A 20,810-nucleotide genomic window follows, 5' to 3' on the forward strand; every position below is an offset into this window, starting at 1 on the left:
TGTATACTCTAATTACAAAAATATAGAGGGAGCAAAATGTCACTACCTGATTTTATAACTATTGTAAAAGACTCTTCTTTTAACATCTCAGATATTTATCAAAAAGCACCTAATGAAACATTGATTACATTGGGTATTATAGTTGTTTTAATTCTAATAGGATATTTTTTTATTGATCGTTCAATAAAAAGGAAAAATGCTTTAAAACTAGTAGAAACTATTCAAGATTTAAGATCTTTTGATGATTTTGATAAAAAAATAAAACTTCTTGTTGAGGAACTTCCTAGGCGTGGAGAAGAGGTTGCTACAAGTTTAAACTCTTTAAAAGAACATATATTATTTAGAGCAGCAAAGCTAATTGCTAATTTAGATATCAATAAAAAAATTGATAGTTATTCAAGTTTAAGTAAAAGTTTTGAAAATTTAGCAAAAGGTTCTAAAAAATACAATAATACTGAACTTACAAAATTTTTTGAAACAAAATCAAAAGAAGTTTTAGAGGAAAATCTGTTTTTAGATATAAAATATTATTGTGAAAATACAAATTACAATACTAATGAACTTGAAAACATAAATGCAATTGTATCTTATGCAAATACTCTTTCAAATCCTGAATATATATTAAATATTATGAAAAAAGAATTAGATAGGTTTAGCTTCGGTTATAATAGTGATATATATAAACTAGTTGAATCTATGGAAGAGGAAAAGTCTAAACAGATCTATAAATATTGTAAAGAAAAATTAGATGCTATATTTGAAGATGGAAATTTTGAAGTTTCAATTAATATTTTAGAATATTTAATTGAATCAAAACAAAATGAAAAAGTTTATAATTATATCTCTACTTTAAAACTTTCAAACTATTTACAACAATTATATAATCTGTTTTTTGATAAAAAAGATGATATTTATTTAGATTTAGCTTTTATTGCAAATCCTCTTCAAATTGAAAATGAATATAAAAAATATATTGATGAATCTCTAACAAATAATTGGAGAGATAAAGAGCATATTGAATTTGTATCAAAATCAAAGGGTGTAATTGAAGTATTAGGTCATATGGAGTTTAGAACATTGATAGAAAGAGTTGATAATATTGCTTTAAATGAAGAAAATACAAAAAAGATAGAAGAAGCATTAACAATAGCAAAACGAGCTGAATCTATTGCTTTAGAAGCAAAGTCTTTAAATAAAAGACCACTATCTAGCAATATTCAAAATAATTAATTCTGGAGAAAATTGTGGGTGATAATACTTTTGTATATTTAGTTATGTTTATTCTTCTAGTAGGATTAGTTGTATTACTTTTTAGAAGATCAACTATAAATGCTAAACCATCTTATTTAAAAAAAGAAGAGATTACAAAAAAATATGAATATGAGATGATGAAATTGATTTCAAAATATGAAAATGATAAAGATATCTTGTCTCAAAAAAAGATAGAATTTTTAAAACAAGCAAGTAAAGAATTACATAATAATATATTCTTTGATGAAGCAGAAGTTAAAGCATTAATATCTAAGCTGGCTTCCTTTTAAAGGTGGAAAATCACCTTTAAAATTCTGCACTAGCTACCCAGTCAGCAGGTTCTTGTAAATAAATTACAATCTCTTCTAGTATTTTTTTGTGTTTAATCTCTTCATTTGCAATTTGTAAAAAAACTGTTTTCTCTTTTGGATCTTCTAACTCTTGGGCTTTAGTAGCATAAAAATCGTGAGAGTTATCTTCCCTAGCGATTGCATCTTTATAATATTCAATGTGGTCAGCATCTAAAGTAACATTATCTTTCTCTTCATTTAAAGTTTGGAATATAGTTTTTGTATCTGTAATAAGATCTAACTTATCTAAATCCATATCCTCTTTTTTCATCATACTTTTAAAGATATTGTAATGCTTAACTTCTTCATCAGCTAGCATTGTAAAAATTCTTTTTAATCCAGAATTTTGTGCCTTTGATGCCATCTCTCTATAATAAGCTTCACCCTCTTTTTCAACTTTCATTGCGTATTCATAAACGTTCATACTAGTCCCTTTAAAATAAGTTTATGTAATATAATATCACACAATATAAATTAAGTCAATGAAATAATTAATTTATTCATATGCTACAGGTACAGGTGGCACTTGTTCAAATGATTTTTTAATAGAATGTGTGATTGCATGTTTATATTTGTTATTATTTTTTGTTAATGCAGCAAATTGAAGATGCTCTTCACACCAAGGTTGAGTTTTTTCTTTTTTATAAACAAAAGCTATTTTTTTACCCATTTGTTTTACTCTATCATAAATTGTTCTTGCATAACTATCGATATAAGGAAACTCTTTAGAGTTGATTTTTTCTCCCCAAGCAAAAAATACAAATTTACCACTTGGAATAAAAGTTTGTGCATCAAAGTACATTATATCTCTGTCAAATTCTGTATTTTGTGTCGAGTTATATGTTTCTAAATCAGAATTAAATTTTGTTAGAAGTTGCGATGCATCAATATTTTCTTCATTAAGATTAAATAGATTTTTTATCTCAACAAGTTTCCCCTCATAGTTTGCACATAAAGCTTGTTTAAAGGCTGTAATATAGTTTTCTTGTTTTAATTCAATATATTCTCCAAAATTATCGAAGTCTTGGTCTAAAAGGAAAGAATTAGAATCATACCCTACTGGTGTTATTACAGGATTGTATAAAAATATTGTTCCTGCGATATTCTTTTTTTTATCTTTATTTGTTTTAATTAATTGCTTTAACTCTTTAACACTTATCTCTTCATCTTCTCTATTAAAGTATAAAAAACTTGAAGTTAAAAAAATCTCTTCATATTTAGTTTCAATAACACCAAAATATTGCATATATGTCCTTAGTATTCTTTTTTATAATAATATCTAAAAAGAGCATATTATTACGTAAAAACTCTATTTAACGATAAAAATTATCATTTAAACTTAAATAAGACTAAAATTATCCTATTTGTTTTTTATATATGAAAATGTTTAAGTCTATTCTGTTAAGATTTCAATACATTAAAAAATTTGATGTAAAATAACACAGCCAAAACGCAATGAAAATTAGCAAAGTATTTATTCTTCTCCTTCGCTTTTGCTAATTTCATTGCATCTTTTTTAAATCCCACTTATAACTTTTTTGATATAATCTTTTCTTTTAAAATTAGGAATATTATATGAGATATGAAAAAATGAGCTCTTTTATTGTAATGGATATTGTTAGAGACGCTCAAAAATATGAAGACTCTATACACTTTGAAATAGGGCAACCAGATTTAAATCCTACGCCAAAAGTAAAAGAAGGGTTGAAAAAAGCTTTAGAAAGTGATAAATTCTCTTATACTGAAAGTTTAGGTTTATTAGAACTTAGAGAAAAGATTGTTAAACACTATAAAAAAGTTTATGATGTAAATATAGACTCTTCTCAAGTACTACTTACTCCTGGAACTTCAGGAGCATTTTTAGTTGCATATACTTTAACTTTAAAGCATAAAGGAAAATTAGGTCTAAGTGACCCATCTTATCCTTGTTATAAAAACTTTGCTCATATGCTTGATATAGACCCTGTTTTTATGAATATTGATAAATCATGTGATTATCAGTTGAATACTGAACATCTTAAAAACAATAAAATTGATGCTTTACAAATCTCTTCACCTTCTAATCCTACAGGAAATATCTATAGTGATAAAAATTTAAAAGAGTTAATAGAGTATTGTAATAAAAATGAGATAGCTTTTATATCTGATGAGTTATATCATGGTTTAGTTTATGAAAAAAATGCTAGTTCAGCTCTTAATTTTAGTGATGATGTAATAGTTATTAATGGTTTTTCAAAATATTATTGTATGCCAGGGCTTCGTTTGGGTTGGATGATTGTTCCAAAATATTTAAGTAGAGAAGCTGAAATTATAGCACAAAATATTTTTATATCAGCACCAACATTGTCACAATATGGAGCATTAGAAGCTTTTGATTATGAGTATTTGGATTCTATAAAAGATATATTTAAAGAAAGAAGAGACTTTTTATTTAATGAATTAAATGAGATATTTACAGTGGATGCTAAACCTGATGGAGCATTTTATCTTTGGGCTGATGTATCAAAATATACCAATGATAGTTTTTCCTTTGCAAAAGAATTGTTAGAAAATATACATATAGCTACAACACCTGGGATTGATTTTGGTTCAAATAATACAAATAGATATTTAAGATTTGCCTATACAAGAGATATTGAACATATGAAAGAGGGTATAAAAAGATTAAAAGAGTATTTAAAAAGAGGGTAAAACTTCTAACAACTCTTTTAAATCTTTTATTTTGTGTTTAGCTGTTGAAAAATCTTGTGTTTGAGTAAATTGATTATGAACTATAACACAATCAATATTTGCTTTGTTTGCAGAGATTAATCCTCTTTGTGAATCTTCCACTACTAAAGTTTCTTCTTTTTTTGCATTAAAAATCTCTACACCTTTTAAATATGGATCGGGAAAAGGTTTTGATTTAGGATAATCCTCTACACATAAAACAAAATCCATAAAATCTGTTATTCCTCTATTATTGTGGATTATCTCAAAATCAACTCTTCTAGAAGTTGTAACAATTCCCATTTTATAGTTTTTACTTAGTTCATTTAAAACTTCATGAACATCATTTATTGCTATATCTTCTTTTTTTAAGTATTCTTGATAATAAACATCTCTTTGTTCTCTTGCAATTACTATCTCTTTTTGACTTGCATTAGGTGCAGCTACCCACACACCTTTCCCATCGGTCATTATTTTCATATAATCATCAAATTGAAGATTTACATTAAAAAATTCTTTTAAAGCCCTTTTACTTGCTTCATAGTAAAGAGGTTCTGTTTCAACTAAAACCCCATCATTGTCAAATAAAATATATTTTTTCAAAAAAGAATCCCTTTAGTTTTTTGGAAGTATACTAAAGTTAACTAAAAGAAGTTTTAAAAATTATGCGTCATCATATTTTTCAAACTCTTCATCATAAAAGCAACCTAATTGGCAGTGTGTTACTTTTATATCTGAATTGTTTATAGTTGAGCCTACTTTTTTTAAGCTAGAACCTTTATCTCTTGCAGTATACCAAGCTACTTGGCATTCAACCTTTGAATCTTGATTAAAGTTCTCTGATAATTTATTATATATTTTGTCATCCATATCTGAAAATTTTAATTTTCCAAATACGCCAAGTTCACAGTTAGTTATTTTTATATTTAATGATTTTGTAATAGCATCCATCTCTTTGGGTTTTACCCCAATTAACCTTGCAACTTTAAATGCTTTAAGACATGAAAGCTTTCCATCCTCATCTAAATTTGTCATTAATAAATCTAATTGAGTGTTATCAAGCTTTTTCATAAGAAATTATAACCTTTTTAAATATTTTTACCTAATAATATTAATTATACGATTTTAAAGTTAAAATTGTGTGACAATTAAGAATATTTTATAAACAAAATAAAAAAATGTAAAAAAAAAAGACAAAACGTAATGTTTTGTCTTTCTTAAGGAGAATAGTTCGCAAAAACTATAAGTAGTTCGCTCTACTTATTTTATATAAAGATTATAATAGTTCACAATTAATACTAAAGTAATGGATAGTTAATGAAAAGTTAACTTTTATAATGAATTCTAAACTTTTAATATATCCCATTTATTTTTAGGTGGAATATAGTTTTCAAAACTGTTATAGATATATTCAATATCATCACTAACTATAATTGCATCAAGATGCTCTTTTAATAAAAATCCCTCTTTTTCACAAAAACTTAAATATTCGATAAATTTATCATAATATCCATTTACATTATAAAGAGCACAAGGTTTTTCTGAATTACCAATTTGAATAGTAGTAAAAATTTCTGTAATCTCTTCAAGTGTTCCAAAGCCTCCAGGCATTGCAATAAAACTATCTGCAAGCTCTTCCATCTTGGCTTTTCTTTCTCTTATAGTTTCAACTTTATATAGTTTTGTAATATGTTTATTTTCTAATTCTTTACCTGACAAGCCATAAGTAATAACTCCATAAACTTCCATACCTAAAGACATAGCATGATTTGATACTACACCCATAAGTCCAACTTTACTACCACCATAAACTATTTTAGAGTTTTTTTCTTTTAAATAATTAATTAATTCAATAGTTTTTTCTTTATAAATTGGATTTTTACCAAAAGCTGTACCACAATATATAGCAACATTCATTAAAATTCATTTCCTTCTATTTTTTTGTAATTAAAATATATTAGTTCATCTTCATCAAAACTATATTTTATCTCAATAGGTCTACAACAAACTTCACAATCCTCAATTATCTCTGAATTATAATCCGAGCCCATATCAAGTAAGATTGTAATAGCTTCTAAACAATATGGGCAAGTAAGTTCTTTTTCGTACATTATTATCTTTTAGAGTATGGTTTTAAAAGGATAATTAATCTTGGAAGTAAAAGTAAAGCAGATGCTAACATTGTAGCCATTACTATAACAGTTAATAGACCAAAATATATTGTTGGAATTAGATTTGATAATACTAAAATTGAAAACCCAACAATCACTACAAGAGAGGTATACGTCATAGCATAACCTATACTTTCATGTGATCTTTTCATAGCATTTATATAGTTATGGTCTTTTCTAAACTCTTCATGAAATCTATGGATATAGTGGATAGTATCATCTACTCCAATACCAATAGATATTGCAGCAATAGTTATGGTCATGATATCAAGTGGAATATTTAACCATCCCATTATTCCAAATATAATCGAGATAGGTACTAGATTTGCTAATATGGCAATTAATGCAATTAAAGCTGACCTAAATAGTATTAAAAACATAATAAATAAAATCCCAACCACAAAACCCAAAGTTTTAATTTGAGAATCAAAAAGAGACTGCAACATATTGTTATAAAGTATCATTAAATTTGATAATCGAAACTCTACAGTGGAATCATTTATAATACTTGGCAGTTTCTTATTTATTTTTTCAATTAATTCATTTCTTCTTAAATTTGGATTTGAATCTATAATTCTAGTATTGATTCTAGCTTGGTTATCTTCTATACTTATATAAGGAGAAAGAATTAAGTCTTTATACTCTTTAGGAAGTTTTTCATAAAGTAAAGCAAGGGTAAAACCATCTAAATCTTTTCCATTGTTTAGAATTTTTCCCGTTTTTAAAAGTGTAGCAAGTGATGAGACTTTACCAACTTCTGATAATGAATCTAAATAATTATGAACCCTTGTTATTGTTTTCATTTTATCTATTGTAAACCAATATTTTTCATCATTTTCTGTTTGTGCAAACTCATCTTCAAAATCAGCAAAGTCATCATTTTTATTAGTTGAGCTTTCCTCTTTTTTAGTATTAAAAGTTAAAATAACATCAAGTGGTGTTGTTCCACCCAATTGGTTATCAATAACTTCCATCCCTTTATAGATTTCAGTTGATTTTTTAAAGTAGTTTATAAAGCTATTTTCCACAATGATTTTAGATGCACCTGTAAGTGAAAATATCACTATAAAAATAGATAAAAAGATTATATATGAACCTTTTGTTTCAACAAGTTTTGTACTTTTTTCTATAATTTTTAGTTTAAAGTTAGAATTTTTTGCAATATCGATTCTATTCATAAGTATTAAAATAGATGGAAAAACAATAAAAGAGATTAGAAGTGAGATTGCAATACCTGTACTCATCATCCATCCTAAGTTTTTAACTGGTTCAATTCCAGATAAAACCAATGATCCAAATCCTGCAATAGTTGTAATAATAGCAAAAAATGATGGATTTAATTTTGATAATAGAGTGTTTATTATAAGTTTATATTGACTTGCATTTTTATATATTTGTGTTAATTCTCTATATCTTACAATTAAGTGTAAAACTATAGAGATTGTTATAATTAGTTGCAAAGAGATAAAGTTTGAGGAGATAACAGTAACTTCCCAACCAAATAATCCTAACATTCCAGATGTAGAAATTACTGATAATATACATATTACAACAGGAAGTAAAATCCAAATCATTTGTCTGAAAATTATCCATAATATAAGAATTAAAAGTAAAATCAATGTTGAACCATAAATAACTAAATCACTTTTTACAAAGCTGATAATATCATCAGCAATCATTGTTACTCCACCAAGAAAAAGATCTCCTCTATCTTGATATTTCTCTATAATGTTTCTTACATTTGTGATATTTTTGTGGTCACCCTCTCTAATATAATCTCTATATTCTTTAAACTCTTTTTCTACCTCTTTTAATTTTAATAATTCTTCTTTTGAAGCAGTATTTTCTCTTTTCTTTTTTAATAGATTATTTCGTTTATTTAATATCTCAAAATACTTTTTATCCTCTTTTAGATTAATTAAAATAGAAGTAGTTTTAAAATCTTCACTCACTAAGCTTTTTTTATAAAGTTCAGATTCTAAAAACTCTTTTTTTACAAGTTTCTTATCAACTTTGCTATTCTCTAATGTTCTAACTCCATCTAATAGTTTAGTTAGTTCTTGTACAGGAGATTGCAATAAAGGAACATTTAAAATTGATGTTATTGAGGCAACTTTTTCAAGTTTGATAAATTCATCACTTAATTGTTTTATTGTTTTTAAACTCTCCTCTGAAAGTAAATCTTTATTTGGTTTAAAACTTACCAATAAAAAATCAGGAGAATGATATCTTTCATTTACTTCTCTGTAAAACTTTAAATCTTTATCATCATCTAAAAGTAGAGTTTCTGAAGAAGCGTCTATTTCAAGTTTTGTAGCATAATATCCTAAGAAAGATACACCCAATAAAAGTAAAAATAGAATTTTTATTGGGTGTTTGATAATAGATTTATCAAAAAGTGATTTAATCATTTAGTGTTGTTTTGAATAGTTGTTAAGTTTGCCATTAAGTCTTCAAAAGTTTTGTCTTTTAAGAATCCTGCAAATTGTTGTCTATATGTTTGGATAATACTAACTCCCAATAGATTTACATCGTAAATTAACCAGTTATCACTATTTTTTTCATAGAATTTATAATCAATATTATATTTATCTTCTTTTCCAACTAGTTGTGTTTTTAGAACTATTCTGTTTGTTTTTGGCTGTTCAGTACCTAGTATTTCCACAAGTTCATCGGTATATAAATTTAGTTTATCAACATATGAGTTTTTTAGTTTTTGAGTGAAAAGTTTTACAAAATCATTTTTTTGTTTATCATTTATTTCACTCCAAGTTCTACCTAAAGATAATCTTGACATTAATGTATAATCAAAAAGAGAATTCATAATTGTTATTATCTCTTCTGTTTTTTTATCCTTGTTAAGTTTAGAATCTTTTAAGATAATTAAAACTTTATCTATTTTATTACTCATTTCAGATTTGATTTCATCTTTTGACATCCCAAATGAGAAGCTAATAATTAAAAAGCATGATAGAATTATTTTTCCAAACATTTTTTATTCCTTAATCATTTTATTTCTATTTTGTGTATATACGTCTTTAAGGAAAGGGTATAAGTCTACTGCATCTTTTTTTAGGTTTTCATATTTACCTAAATTTAATGAAGTGCTGTTTAATACTTCAAATGATTTTAATCCTAGAGTCTTTTCAAGTCTATCTGGAATTTTATATTGTATTTCATCATATTCTGTATGTGTTAAAGGTGTAATAGCTGAATCTACAGTCATCCCTACAACATCTCTTAAATTTGATGGTCCATAAACAGGTAAAACTATATGAAATCCGCCATCAAAACCATAATATCCTAATGTTTGTCCAAAATCTTCATTATGTTCATTTAAATTAAACTCATTTGAAGCAGGATCCATAAAACCTAATATACCAATTGTAGAGTTGATTAAAAATCTTCCACTCTCTTCTCCTGCATTAGCAAATTTAAATTGTAAAATATTGTTTACAAATCTTACTGGATAAGTTATGTTGTGAAAAAAGTTAGATATAGCAACTCTTCCTTCTTGCGGAACAACCTCTTTATATCCTTTTGCAACGGGATTAAGAACATTGATATATAAAAAGTCATTAAATGTTGTCATTACTCTATTAAAGCCTTCTAAAGGGTCAATCTCTTCTTTTTCAACTTTAAACTCATCATCAAATGAACCAAAGGAAGACTCTTCCTTAATCTCTTTTGCAAATTGTTCATCTGCAAAAAGCTCATATGTTTTTCTTTCGTTTTTTGGGATATATTCAAACTCTAAATTTGAGTTCAATCTATAATGGTTTGTTACAGTACAACCATTAAATCCTATAACAAATGAAAGCATAAGAGTGGAAACAATTAAACTTTTCATAAAACTTTACCTTGTGTGTTTTGTGTGTGCGAATAAATATATTATCTAATTCTTTTATAAAAATTACTTAATAAATATTATTTTTATTTATTAAAGTGATTAATTGTAGTGGATCTACTTGTATTCCATGTACTCTAAATGCAAAATGTAGATGGGGACCAGTTACTCTTCCTGTATCTCCACTTAGCCCAACAACCTCACCCTTTTTTACTTTTTGGCCAATTTTTAAATTTAATTTACTTAAGTGATAGTAGCATGAATAAATACCTTGGCCATGGTCTATAACTATAGAATTTCCTGCATAAAATCTATTTTTGGATAATACAACTATACCATCATTTACAGCTTTTATTTTAGTACCTATTTTAGCTTTAAAATCTGTACCAGAATGGTAAGACTTTAAAGTTCCATTATATACTCTTTTTGTACCAAATTCACTTGTAATTTTACTATTTATCGGATATATAAATTTTTCTTTTAAATATAATTTTGGACTAACTGTTTTATAGATTGACATAGCTTCTTCATACTCTTTTTGTACTCTTGCTTTGTTCTTTATGGATAAAGTTACTTTACCTTTAGATACATTTATAGTTTCACTTTTATATTTTCCATCAATTACATTTATAGTTATACCTTTGAAAACTTTTTTTTCATTTTTTATATATGAAATTATAATTCTAAAATCTTTTTTCTCTTTATAATAAGAGATAGGTATAAGTGCATAATATTTATCTTTTTTATTTGGATAAGAATAAAAATCAATATTTTGTGAATCAAAAGTTAATTTAGGGTTTTTAATATTTTTCTCTTCTAAAATTAATAATGCAGTATTCGCATTTTTAACATTTTTAGGTTTTATTTCAATTCCATTTAAAACAATAAAAAAACTTATTAATATCAGTAGTATTTTTTTCATCTTGACATATTAACAAAAAAACTCTTTTTGTATCTTAATTACAATCTTGGTATAATCCCGACAAAAATGAGAATTTAATTGGAGTAAGATAAGATGGGTAGAGCCTTTGAATATAGAAAAGCAGCAAAAATGAAAAGATGGGGAAATATGTCAAGAGTTTTCCCAAAATTAGCTAAAGCAATTGAAATAGCGGCAAAAGCAGGTGGTGGTGATCCTGAAATGAATTCTGCGTTAAGAACTGCAATATTAAATGCAAAAGCTGAAAATATGCCTAAATCAAATATTGATGCAGCCATTAAAAGAGCTACTGGAAAAGATGCAGCAAATTATTCAGATGTAAACTTTGAAGGTAAAGGTCCACATGGTGTTTTAGTATTTGTTGAGACTGCAACAGATAATAATACAAGAACAGTTGCAAATGTTAAAATGCATTTTAATAAAAACGGTGGACAAGTTGTACCAACTGGTTCTTTAGAGTTTTTCTTTGATAGAAAAGCAATCTTTGAGTTTAATAAAACTGAAGATATGGATTTAGAAGAATTAGAATTAGAATTAATTGATTCTGGATTAGAAGAGATTGAAGAGGAGGATGGTGTTGTTTTAGTTACTGCTGATTATACTGATTTTGGTACTTTAAATAAAGCATTTGAAGATATGGGAATTGAGTTAACAAAAGCAGAATTAAAAAGAATTCCAAACAATCCTCAAGAGTTTACAGAAGAACAACAAGAAGAGATTGGTAAACTTTTAGAAAAGCTTGAAGATGATGATGATGTTCAAGCAGTTTATACAAATATTGGATAAGACCTTCAGGTCTTAGTTCCAATATTTTTGTTTATATTTAGATTCTAATTTAATAAATGAAGAAACTTCTGGAGTTCCATTTATAAGGTTAAATCTGATTAAATCGTTTTTATAAAGAATCTTTTTTCTTGAACTAAAAGTCCATTTTTGAGTTCTCTCTTTATTGATGATTTCATAATCAAATTCTTGTCTACTTGAATTATAAACTCTTTTTGTAAGTACACCTTCAAGTCCATATTGAGTATTTCCACCTTGTACTCCAAGATGACCACCAGCACCTAAACCACCTGAAACTTCTTGTGCTTTATATGCTTTAACTGATCTAATTAATCCATTCATACTATCCATAAAAGCAGATACAATTGTTTTACCTTCTGGAGTTTTTGTGTAGGCACCAAGTCCTCCACCACCTCTTCCACCAAATAAACCACCTAGAACATTCCAGTCAGTAGTTCTAGCACTTCCTTCTGCTGCTGCTAATTGAACAGAAGATCTATTATCAATAAGAGTCAACATTGTACTTGCATCAGAAGTTTTAAATCCTCCAGCAACAGCACCAGCTACACTTCCAAATAGTCCACCGGCAATTGCTCCTAAACCACCTGTTCCTTGCTCGCTAAAAGTGATTGATGGAATGATTGTATAATCAGCTGCAACCATTTGTCCTTTGTGAAATTTAGAGTTTCCTCGTAATTCTCCACTTTGCATTAGTTGTCTTTCTCTCATTAAATCATTCATACCTTTTCCTCTTTCAACAATAACAAAACAATTTGATTGTTGAGTTAATAGTCTAAGAACAGGAATTGTTGATGGTAATCTTAAGTCTCTTGTTAAGTATTGATACCATGTATCGTTTCTATCTTCATGAAATGATACAGTTCCAATTGGAGCAACACATCTTTCAAGACCTTTATTAGCACCTTGTGAATTAGCTCCTCCTGCTGAACCTGTACCTGCTGTTTTCGCATCTGCAGCACCTGATTGTGTCATACCAGATACACAACCTGTGAATGCGCCAGTAGTTAATATTGCAAGTGATAAACTTGCAGTTAATTTACTAAGTCTCTTCATACCCTTCATTTCCTTATGTTAATTTAATTTCAATTAGTGTCACTAATGTTACAATAAATTATTTTTAGTTCTCTTGAAAATTGTAGTTTTTTTAAGAAAATATTTTAATTAGTAACTTTAAGACTTACTAATTCTCCTTTTATATCTCCTAAAAGTAAAACATCTTTTAAAACAGCATAATCACAAAACCCTTTTTTATTAATAGAAATAAGAAGCTCTCCTCTTTCACTTTGGAATACTTTTTGATTTATATAAGCAATAAATTTCATATTACTTTTGGTATTTAGATATTTATTAATCTCTTTTTTATCTTTAGGAATGAAAATATTAATAATTCCTTTAGTTTTGTTTGCCCCTAAAGCTTTGAGTTTGTAATCTATATTTTGCTTAAATTTAGAAAATTTTTCTTTTAGATTAAAAAATAGGGATAAAATATCATCTTTTGCAAAGTAGTCTAAAATATAATTATTTTGAGCTTTAAGAGTTTTATATTTAACATTTAATTTTGAATCATAAAATTTTGATTTTATTTCAGTATAGTCATTTACATATATTTTTTTATCATTTTTATCAATAGTATATTCTCTAATTCTTTCTTTAACATTATCTTTTTTAATTTTAATAAATTTTTCAGGAATAAATTGACCATTGATTATTTTACCTAAACTTTTATACTCTTCACTTCTATTATTTGACAGTACTTTTACTAAGCCAGTAGTTTGTGCACTAATAGAAAGTTCATAATTGTTTTTTTCATCTATTATAAGTTTTGCATCTGCTGTACCTAAAGGTAAAAATGAACCATATTCAATATCATAAATACCGTTAATTTGCATATTTGATGCGATTAAATTTAAAGTGAGAATATATAAAATTATAATAAATTTTTTCATTTAAAAATTATAACACAATAAATAATTAAAACAAAGATTAGATTTTAAGAAAAATCGCTGTAAAATCCATTTTTTTTAAGGATTAATTTGGAAAATATAAATACAAAAGGCAATATTTTAGGATTGCTAACTGTTCTATTATGGTCATCTTTAGCTTTATTTACAGTATTATCAGGAAATATACCACCTTTTCAATTGTTAACTATCTCATTTTTTATTGCATCATTTATAGGTTTTATTATGTTAAAAAAGCAAAATAAATCATTAAAAGATTTATTAACAATTCCTTTAAAAGTTTATTTAATAGGTATATATGGCTTGTTTGGTTATCACTTTTTTTATTTTGTTGCAGTGAAAAATGCTCCAGCTGTTGAAGCAAATTTATTGAACTATTTATGGCCTTTGTTAATTGTTGTTTTTTCGGCATTTCTTCCAAACGAAAAATTAAAGTGGTATCATATAGTAGGTACTTTATTAGCTTTAATTGGAGCTTCTTTACTTGTTTTAAAAGGTGGTGAGTTAGATTTTAAAGAGGAGTATTCAAAAGGATATCTTTCTGCTTTAGTTGCTGCACTGTTATGGTCTTCATATTCAGTTATTTCAAAAACATTAAAACATATTCCAACTTTTGCTGTAACAGGTTTTTGTTTTTTAACAGCAGTATTATCTTTAATAGCTCATCTGTTTTTAGAAGTTACAGTAATTCCAACTTTTACCCAGTTATTTGCTGCAGTTATGCTAGGCTTAGGACCTGTTGGAGGAGCTTTTTATCTTTGGGATTTTGCAGTTAAAAATGGTGATATAAAAATACTAGGTTCTTTAGCTTATTTAGCACCACTTTTATCAACACTAATTTTAGTATTTGTAGGAATTTCAGATTTAACTACTTCTGTTGTTATTGCATGTGTACTTATTATCTTAGGTTCAATAATCAGTTCAAAAGAGTATATTAAGGTTATCAAAAAACTTTTTATTAAACCTTAATTACATATACTCCTTTAAATTCTACACATAAAGTGTCATCTTGAAATATATTAGAATTAATTTTAATAGAGGCACTTTTTTTCTTTTTTAATTTATCTTTTAATAATTCAATCTCTTCTTCTTTTGGAAATATAGTTTCGCAATTAAGTGTATCAGTTACAGGTGCTCTATAAGACGTATCACTTTTAATCACTGCAATCATAGCATTTTTATAAGCTAATTTTTTTACTATTAAATAACAAACACTCCACGCTGAAATTGTAACTAGTGTACTTAAACTTCCTGCAAATGCTGTACCTTTATCATTTATATTTGGTGTTAAAGGTGCTGTTGAAATTAAACTTTCTTCATTTACCAAGGTAAATTTTAGTTGCATATACTTTGTTAAGGGTATTTCTGAATATAATTTTTTTTGTAAATCTTCTAACATAAAACTACTTTCTATTATTTATATTTGGAAGTTTTACATAATATATATAAAAATAAAATAATAAAATCAAACTATGTACATTTTAAACTTTGATGTACAATTATTGTACATCAAATGATTAACTAATCAAAAAAAAACCTGATATATTTCATTCTGCTTAAATTATAGAACTACATTATAATTTGGCAGTTTGCACATACTATTTTTTTTATTACTTTTAGTAACTTTTATATTAATTATAAAAAATTGTAACAATAAAACAAAAATTGTACATAGCATGTGATAAACATTATGTTATACTTGAAGTACAAATTTTATAGGAGATGTATATGAGTTTATTAGCTACTTATAAAGCACATACAGAAGAAAGATTAAATGAAGGTGGATTACCTCCATTAGCTTTAACAGCTGAGCAAACTGCTGAGTTAGTTGAGTTATTAAAAGCAAATCCAGTTCAAGAAGCTGAATACTGTTTAGAATTATTTAAAAATAGAATTAATCCAGGTGTTGATGATGCTGCTTATGTTAAAGCTGCATTTTTAAATGATATTGTTCAAGGAAATGTAACATGTTCTGTAATTTCAAAAGCTGATGCTGTTGAAATTTTAGGAACAATGATGGGTGGATTTAATGTTACTCCACTTATTGAAGCATTAAAAGTTGATGAAGTAGCTGATTTAGCTGCTACACAATTAAAAAATACTATTTTAGTATATGATGCTTTTAATGATGTAAAAGATTTAATGGATGCTGGAAATGCAAAAGCTAAAGAGATTATTGAATCTTGGGCAAATGCAGAATGGTTTACTAATAAACCAGCATTAGAAGAAGAAATTAAATTAACTGTTTACAAAATCCCTGGTGAAACAAACACAGATGATTTATCTCCTGCAACAGTAGCATTCACTAGACCAGATATCCCATTACATGCAACTGCAATGTTACAATCAAGAATGGAAAAACCACTTGAAACTATGGCATCTTTAAAAGAAAAAGGTAACCCATTAGCATATGTTGGTGATGTTGTTGGTACTGGTTCTTCTAGAAAATCAGGTATTAACTCTGTTCAATGGCACATGGGTAGAGATATTCCAGGTGTTCCAAATAAAAGAACAGGTGGTGTTGTAATTGGTTCTATTATTGCTCCAATTTTCTTTAACACTGCAGAAGATTCAGGATGTTTACCAATTGAAGCTCCAGTTGATGAATTAGAAACTGGTGATGAAATTGTTGTAAAACCATATGCTGGTGTAATCGAAAAAGATGGAAAAGTTGTTTCTGAATTTAAATTAGCTCCAAATACTATGACTGATGAGATGAGAGCAGGGGGAAGAATTCCATTAATTATTGGTAAAGGTCTTACTGCAAAAGCAAGAGAAGCTTTAGGATTAGAAGCTACTGATATGTTTATTGCACCTGAGCAACCAGCTGATAACGGTAAGGGATATACTCAAGCACAAAAAATGGTAGGAAGAGCTTGTGGTGTTGAAGGCGTTAAACCAGGTATGTACGTTGAACCAATCGCAACAACTGTTGGATCACAAGATACTACTGGACCAATGACTAGAGATGAGATTAAAGAGCTTGCAGCATTATCTTTTGGTGCTGATATGGTTATGCAATCATTCTGTCACACTGCTGCTTATCCAAAACCAGCAGATATCAAATTAAGACACACTTTACCAGATTTCATCAACTCAAGAGGTGGTGTTACACTTAAGCCAGGTGATGGTGTTATTCACTCATGGTTAAATAGACTTTGTTTACCAGATACTGTTGGTACTGGTGGAGATTCACATACAAGATTCCCAATTGGTATCTCATTCCCAGCTGGATCAGGTCTTATTGCATTCGCAGGTGTTACAGGTATGATGCCTTTAACTATGCCAGAATCAGTACTTGTTAAATTCAAAGGTGAAATGCAACCAGGTATTACACTAAGAGATTTAGTAAATGCTATTCCATATCAAGCTATTCAAGATGGTTTATTAACTGTTCCAAAGAAAAACAAAAAGAATGTTTTTGCTGGTACAATTATTGAAATTGCTGGTTTACCAGATCTTAAAGTTGAGCAAGCATTCGAATTATCAGATGCAGCAGCAGAAAGATCAGCAGCAGCTTGTTCTGTTCAATTAGATAAAGAACCAATTATTGAATACTTATCTTCAAACATCGCTTTAATTGAAAAAATGATTGAAGAGGGTTACGAAGATGCAAGAACTCTTCAAAGAAGAGCTGATAAAATGAAAGAGTGGTTAGCAAATCCAGAATTAATTACTCCAGATGAAGATGCAGAATATAAAGCAGTAATCGAAATCGATTTAAATACAATCACTGAGCCAATCTTAGCTTGTCCTAACGATCCAGATGATGTTGATACACTTTCTAACATTTTAGCTGATCCAAATAGACCAACTGAGAAAATTGACGAAGTATTCGTTGGTTCTTGTATGACAAATATCGGATTATTTAGAGCACTTGGTGAAGTTCTTAAAGGTGAGGGTGAAGTTCCTTCTAAATTATGGGTTGCACCTCCAACAAAAATGGATGAAGCTCAATTAACTGAAGAGGGATATTATGCTACATTTGCAGCAGCTGGAGCTAGAATAGAGATTCCAGGTTGTTCATTATGTATGGGTAACCAAGCACAAGTAAGTGAGGGGTCAGTTGTATTCTCAACTTCTACTAGAAACTTTGATAACAGACTTGGTAAAAACTCTAAAGTATACTTAGGTTCTGCAGAAATGGCAGCAGTATCTGCACTTCTTGGAAGACTTCCAAGTGTTGAAGAGTATATGAAAATTGTACCTGCAAAAATTACAGAGCAAAACAAAGATGGTGTTTATAAATACTTAAACTTCCACCAAGTTTCTCCAGAGCAACTAACTAACTTAGTTCACTCTTAATAAGAAAACAAAGAGGTTAATCCCTCTTTGCTTTTTCTAACTTTTCTTTTAAATCTATTAATGAATCAAAAATCATAAAATCTTTTTTTACAACAAATTTTGGTAAATCATTACCTGTTTTTATCCAAGCTGGATTTATATTGGAATTAATTGCTCCTAAAATATCAGTATCATAAGTATCACCAATCATCATTGTTTTTTCTTTTTCTTTTTTAAATTTATTTAGAATTGTTTCATATCCATAAGAGTTTGGTTTACCTATAATTTTTATCTCTTTATTTGTAAATTCAGAGATTATACTATTTATAACTCCACACTCCAATTCAAATCTATCTTTTAAAGGTATTAATTTATCTGGATTAGCTGCTATGATTTGGGTATTGTTTTTTATTAGATTTATTGTATTTGATATATCTTTTAAAGTTATATTATTATCCATTCCAATTACAATAAATTCTGGTGAAATAGAGTTTTTTTTATATTTACTATATAAAGTTTCTTGAAGTTGAGTACTTCCTAAAACATAAATATCTTTTGCACTATTTTCAAATAGATAATGCTCTATTAGTTTTGTTGTTGTGAAGATTTTATTTTCATCTACATCTACACTACCTTTTAAAAGTTTCTCTTTGTATCTTTTTGTTTTATAGTTTGAATTATTAGTAAAAAAACAATATTGAATATTTTTTAAATCTAAATAATCAATAATCTCTTTTGTACCTAATATATTTTCATCTTCTCTATAAAATACTCCATCTAAATCAAAAATTATAAAATCAATATCTTTTAGTATTTTATACATTATTTAATTCCTGTATGTAAAAATGAGTTTACAAACTGTTTTTGAAAAATTAAAAAAGCTAATAACAGTGGTGCAACAGAGATTAGTGTTGCAGCTGAGATAGTTGACCATTGCACACCTGATTCAGGTGCTGTAAATATTGCAAGACCAACTGTGAGTGGTTTAACATCATTTGAATTTGCTATAACTAAAGGCCATAAAAAGTTATTCCAGTGGTATGAAACAGATACTAAAGCATAAGCTAGATAAGTTGGTTTAGCTAAAGGAATATAAACTTTAAATAATATTCCAAGTTGAGAACAACCTTCAACTTTGGCCGCTTCATCTAATTCATTTGGGATTGTTTTAAAAGTTTGTCTTAATAAAAATATGCCAAATGCTGAAGCAATATAAGGGATAGCCATTCCCCAAGTTGTATCAACTAGATTAAAATCTGCAACTGTTTTATAATTTTCTATAATCAAATTTTCTGGCATAATCATTAATTGCATTAATACTAAAAAAAATGCAATATTTTTACCATAAAAATCAAACTTTGCAAAAGCATACGCTGCAAGGGTACAAAGTATCATTTGTCCTATAAGTATCAATGTAACTAATAAAAAAGTGTTAATAAGATATTGTAAAAACGGTGCTTGAATCCAAGCATCAAAAAAAGCTTGAGTACTTAAAGGTGCAAAAAGTGTAAAATTTGATGAATATTTTTCTTCATGAAATGCTGCCCAAAAAGTATATATTAAAGGTAGTATCCAAATTATTGCAAGGGTATATGTTGCAGTTTTTTGTAAAATTTTCATAGTTTTCCTATTTGTAGTGTATTTTTCTTTCTACTAATCCAAACTGTATTAGTGAAACTATAATTAAAAGTGATAATAATACTATTGTTAATGTTGCAGCATAGGCATAATCAAAAAATGAAAATGCAACATCATAAATATAATACAATAGAAGATTAGATGCATTATCAGGTCCACCTTTTGTAAGTATAAAAAGATGGTCAACCATTTTAAATGAGTTTATAAGTGCATTAATCATTACAAAAAAAGTTGTTGGCATCAATAATGGAAATGTGATTTTCCAAAAAGCTGTCCATGAAGATGCACCCTCTATTTTAGCTGCTTCAAGTAATTCTTTTGGAATTGATTGAAGAGCTGCAAGATAAAAAATCATGAAAAAACCTGCTTCTTTCCATACAGTCATAACTATAGTTGCTCCTAATACTAAATTAGAATCTCCTAAAAAATTTTGTTGCTCAATACCAAAATATTGAAATATCTGATTTATTAAGCCAATTTCTGGTGCATAAAAAAACAACCAAATATTTGCAACTGCAACCATAGGTAAAATTGTTGGGGTAAAATATGCCAATCTTACAAGTGAACGTCCTCTTATTTTATCTTGTACAAATACAGCCATTGCTAGTGATATAGTTATTGACAAAGGAACTGTTGTAAGAGCAAAGATCAAAGTATTTTTAAAAGTTTGTAAAAATACTGGATCATTTAACATATATTCATAATTATCAAGCCCAATAAATTTTTTGGGCTTGATAACTGTTTGATTAGAAAAAAATGAGTTAATAAAAGTAGTTACAGTTGGATAATGTGTAAATGCAACTATAAGTATAAATCCTGGAAGTAACAGTAACCAACCATAAATGTGTCTCATAT

22 protein-coding genes are annotated in these 20,810 nt (G+C 27.4%); 6 read left to right on the plus strand and 16 right to left on the minus strand.

Translation table 11 applies throughout. The annotated features are described in order from the left end of the window. Positions 1–36: 36 nt before the first annotated feature. The gene (locus tag ACKU4C_RS04815) at positions 37–1,230 is read left to right on the plus strand and encodes a hypothetical protein (protein WP_321314905.1); all 1,194 of its coding nucleotides are present in this window, start codon (positions 37–39) and stop codon (positions 1,228–1,230) included. 14 nt (positions 1,231–1,244) lie between these two features. Continuing rightward, positions 1,245–1,541 carry a hypothetical protein gene (locus ACKU4C_RS04820; RefSeq protein ID WP_321314907.1) on the plus strand — a complete coding sequence of 99 codons (297 nt, stop codon included), beginning with the start codon at positions 1,245–1,247 and terminating at the stop codon, positions 1,539–1,541. A 16-nt stretch (positions 1,542–1,557) separates the two neighbouring features. Here the strand turns inward: ACKU4C_RS04820 and ACKU4C_RS04825 are convergent, their stop codons facing one another. Next, positions 1,558–2,025, minus strand: coding sequence for a ferritin family protein (locus tag ACKU4C_RS04825; protein ID WP_321314909.1), 468 nt, complete (start codon positions 2,023–2,025; stop codon positions 1,558–1,560). Positions 2,026–2,097: 72 nt separating this feature from the next. Further along, the gene (locus ACKU4C_RS04830) at positions 2,098–2,847 is read right to left on the minus strand and encodes a hypothetical protein (protein ID WP_321314911.1); all 750 of its coding nucleotides are present in this window, start codon (positions 2,845–2,847) and stop codon (positions 2,098–2,100) included. A 329-nt stretch (positions 2,848–3,176) separates the two neighbouring features. On the opposite strand from ACKU4C_RS04830, the gene ACKU4C_RS04835 reads away from it, so the two are divergent. After that, the gene (locus tag ACKU4C_RS04835; protein ID WP_321314913.1) at positions 3,177–4,292 is read left to right on the plus strand and encodes an aminotransferase class I/II-fold pyridoxal phosphate-dependent enzyme; all 1,116 of its coding nucleotides are present in this window, start codon (positions 3,177–3,179) and stop codon (positions 4,290–4,292) included. Here the strand turns inward: ACKU4C_RS04835 and ACKU4C_RS04840 are convergent. From ACKU4C_RS04840 to ACKU4C_RS04875, 8 genes are all read right to left on the minus strand, one after another. Then, positions 4,278–4,913, minus strand: a complete 636-nt coding sequence (locus tag ACKU4C_RS04840; RefSeq protein ID WP_321314914.1) for an HAD-IA family hydrolase — start codon at positions 4,911–4,913, stop codon at positions 4,278–4,280. The genes ACKU4C_RS04835 and ACKU4C_RS04840 overlap by 15 nt on opposite strands. Positions 4,914–4,973: 60 nt before the next feature. Continuing rightward, positions 4,974–5,381 carry a ModE family transcriptional regulator gene (locus ACKU4C_RS04845; protein WP_321314916.1) on the minus strand — a complete coding sequence of 136 codons (408 nt, stop codon included), beginning with the start codon at positions 5,379–5,381 and terminating at the stop codon, positions 4,974–4,976. 273 nt (positions 5,382–5,654) lie between these two features. Continuing rightward, complete coding sequence (locus ACKU4C_RS04850; RefSeq protein ID WP_321314918.1) at positions 5,655–6,227, minus strand: TIGR00730 family Rossman fold protein; 573 nt, start codon at positions 6,225–6,227, stop codon at positions 5,655–5,657. Continuing rightward, positions 6,227–6,421, minus strand: a complete 195-nt coding sequence (locus tag ACKU4C_RS04855) for a CPXCG motif-containing cysteine-rich protein (RefSeq protein ID WP_321314920.1) — start codon at positions 6,419–6,421, stop codon at positions 6,227–6,229. Before ACKU4C_RS04855 ends, ACKU4C_RS04850 begins: the two co-directional genes overlap by 1 nt. A 2-nt stretch (positions 6,422–6,423) precedes the next feature. After that, entirely contained in the window at positions 6,424–8,892 is a 2,469-nt protein-coding gene (locus tag ACKU4C_RS04860) for an MMPL family transporter (protein WP_321314923.1), read from the minus strand. Then, complete coding sequence (locus ACKU4C_RS04865) at positions 8,889–9,473, minus strand: ABC transporter substrate-binding protein (RefSeq protein ID WP_321314925.1); 585 nt, start codon at positions 9,471–9,473, stop codon at positions 8,889–8,891. The genes ACKU4C_RS04860 and ACKU4C_RS04865 overlap by 4 nt, the downstream gene beginning before the upstream one ends. 3 nt (positions 9,474–9,476) lie before the next feature. Next, the gene (locus ACKU4C_RS04870; RefSeq protein WP_321314928.1) at positions 9,477–10,331 is read right to left on the minus strand and encodes a VacJ family lipoprotein; all 855 of its coding nucleotides are present in this window, start codon (positions 10,329–10,331) and stop codon (positions 9,477–9,479) included. 67 nt (positions 10,332–10,398) lie between these two features. Then, positions 10,399–11,250, minus strand: coding sequence for a M23 family metallopeptidase (locus tag ACKU4C_RS04875; protein WP_321314929.1), 852 nt, complete (start codon positions 11,248–11,250; stop codon positions 10,399–10,401). Positions 11,251–11,343: 93 nt separating this feature from the next. On the opposite strand from ACKU4C_RS04875, the gene ACKU4C_RS04880 reads away from it, so the two are divergent. After that, the gene (locus ACKU4C_RS04880) at positions 11,344–12,054 is read left to right on the plus strand and encodes a YebC/PmpR family DNA-binding transcriptional regulator (RefSeq protein ID WP_321314932.1); all 711 of its coding nucleotides are present in this window, start codon (positions 11,344–11,346) and stop codon (positions 12,052–12,054) included. 12 nt (positions 12,055–12,066) lie between these two features. On the opposite strand, the gene ACKU4C_RS04885 is transcribed toward ACKU4C_RS04880, so the two are convergent. Both ACKU4C_RS04885 and ACKU4C_RS04890 read right to left on the minus strand, forming a co-directional pair. Further along, the gene (locus ACKU4C_RS04885) at positions 12,067–13,125 is read right to left on the minus strand and encodes a CsgG/HfaB family protein (RefSeq protein WP_321314934.1); all 1,059 of its coding nucleotides are present in this window, start codon (positions 13,123–13,125) and stop codon (positions 12,067–12,069) included. Positions 13,126–13,229: 104 nt separating this feature from the next. Further along, on the minus strand, positions 13,230–14,018 hold the full coding sequence (locus ACKU4C_RS04890) for a DUF3108 domain-containing protein (RefSeq protein ID WP_321314936.1): 789 nt from the start codon (positions 14,016–14,018) through the stop codon (positions 13,230–13,232). Positions 14,019–14,105: 87 nt separating this feature from the next. Here ACKU4C_RS04890 and ACKU4C_RS04895 point away from each other — a divergent pair, with 87 nt between their 5' ends. Continuing rightward, complete coding sequence (locus ACKU4C_RS04895; RefSeq protein ID WP_321314937.1) at positions 14,106–15,002, plus strand: EamA family transporter; 897 nt, start codon at positions 14,106–14,108, stop codon at positions 15,000–15,002. On the opposite strand, the gene ACKU4C_RS04900 is transcribed toward ACKU4C_RS04895, so the two are convergent. After that, positions 14,992–15,432, minus strand: a complete 441-nt coding sequence (locus ACKU4C_RS04900) for a YiiD C-terminal domain-containing protein (protein WP_321314938.1) — start codon at positions 15,430–15,432, stop codon at positions 14,992–14,994. The two genes, ACKU4C_RS04895 and ACKU4C_RS04900, sit on opposite strands and share 11 nt — an antisense overlap. 329 nt (positions 15,433–15,761) lie before the next feature. Here ACKU4C_RS04900 and ACKU4C_RS04905 point away from each other — a divergent pair, with 329 nt between their 5' ends. Beyond that, positions 15,762–18,338 (plus strand): bifunctional aconitate hydratase 2/2-methylisocitrate dehydratase, encoded by a 2,577-nt coding sequence (locus ACKU4C_RS04905; protein WP_321314940.1) that lies wholly within the window; start codon positions 15,762–15,764, stop codon positions 18,336–18,338. 16 nt (positions 18,339–18,354) lie between these two features. On the opposite strand, the gene ACKU4C_RS04910 is transcribed toward ACKU4C_RS04905, so the two are convergent. Genes ACKU4C_RS04910 through ACKU4C_RS04920 form a run of 3 tightly spaced genes read right to left on the minus strand, consistent with a single transcriptional unit; the run spans position 18,355 to position 20,808 of the window. Then, positions 18,355–19,140: an HAD-IIA family hydrolase gene (locus tag ACKU4C_RS04910; protein WP_321314942.1), complete on the minus strand. Its 786-nt coding sequence runs from the start codon at positions 19,138–19,140 to the stop codon at positions 18,355–18,357. Next, positions 19,140–19,937 carry a carbohydrate ABC transporter permease gene (locus ACKU4C_RS04915; RefSeq protein ID WP_321314944.1) on the minus strand — a complete coding sequence of 266 codons (798 nt, stop codon included), beginning with the start codon at positions 19,935–19,937 and terminating at the stop codon, positions 19,140–19,142. Before ACKU4C_RS04915 ends, ACKU4C_RS04910 begins: the two co-directional genes overlap by 1 nt. 7 nt (positions 19,938–19,944) lie before the next feature. Next, positions 19,945–20,808: a sugar ABC transporter permease gene (locus ACKU4C_RS04920; RefSeq protein ID WP_321314946.1), complete on the minus strand. Its 864-nt coding sequence runs from the start codon at positions 20,806–20,808 to the stop codon at positions 19,945–19,947. Positions 20,809–20,810: the final 2 nt, after the last annotated feature.

This window comes from Halarcobacter sp., from assembly GCF_963676935.1.
GTDB lineage: Bacteria > Campylobacterota > Campylobacteria > Campylobacterales > Arcobacteraceae > Halarcobacter.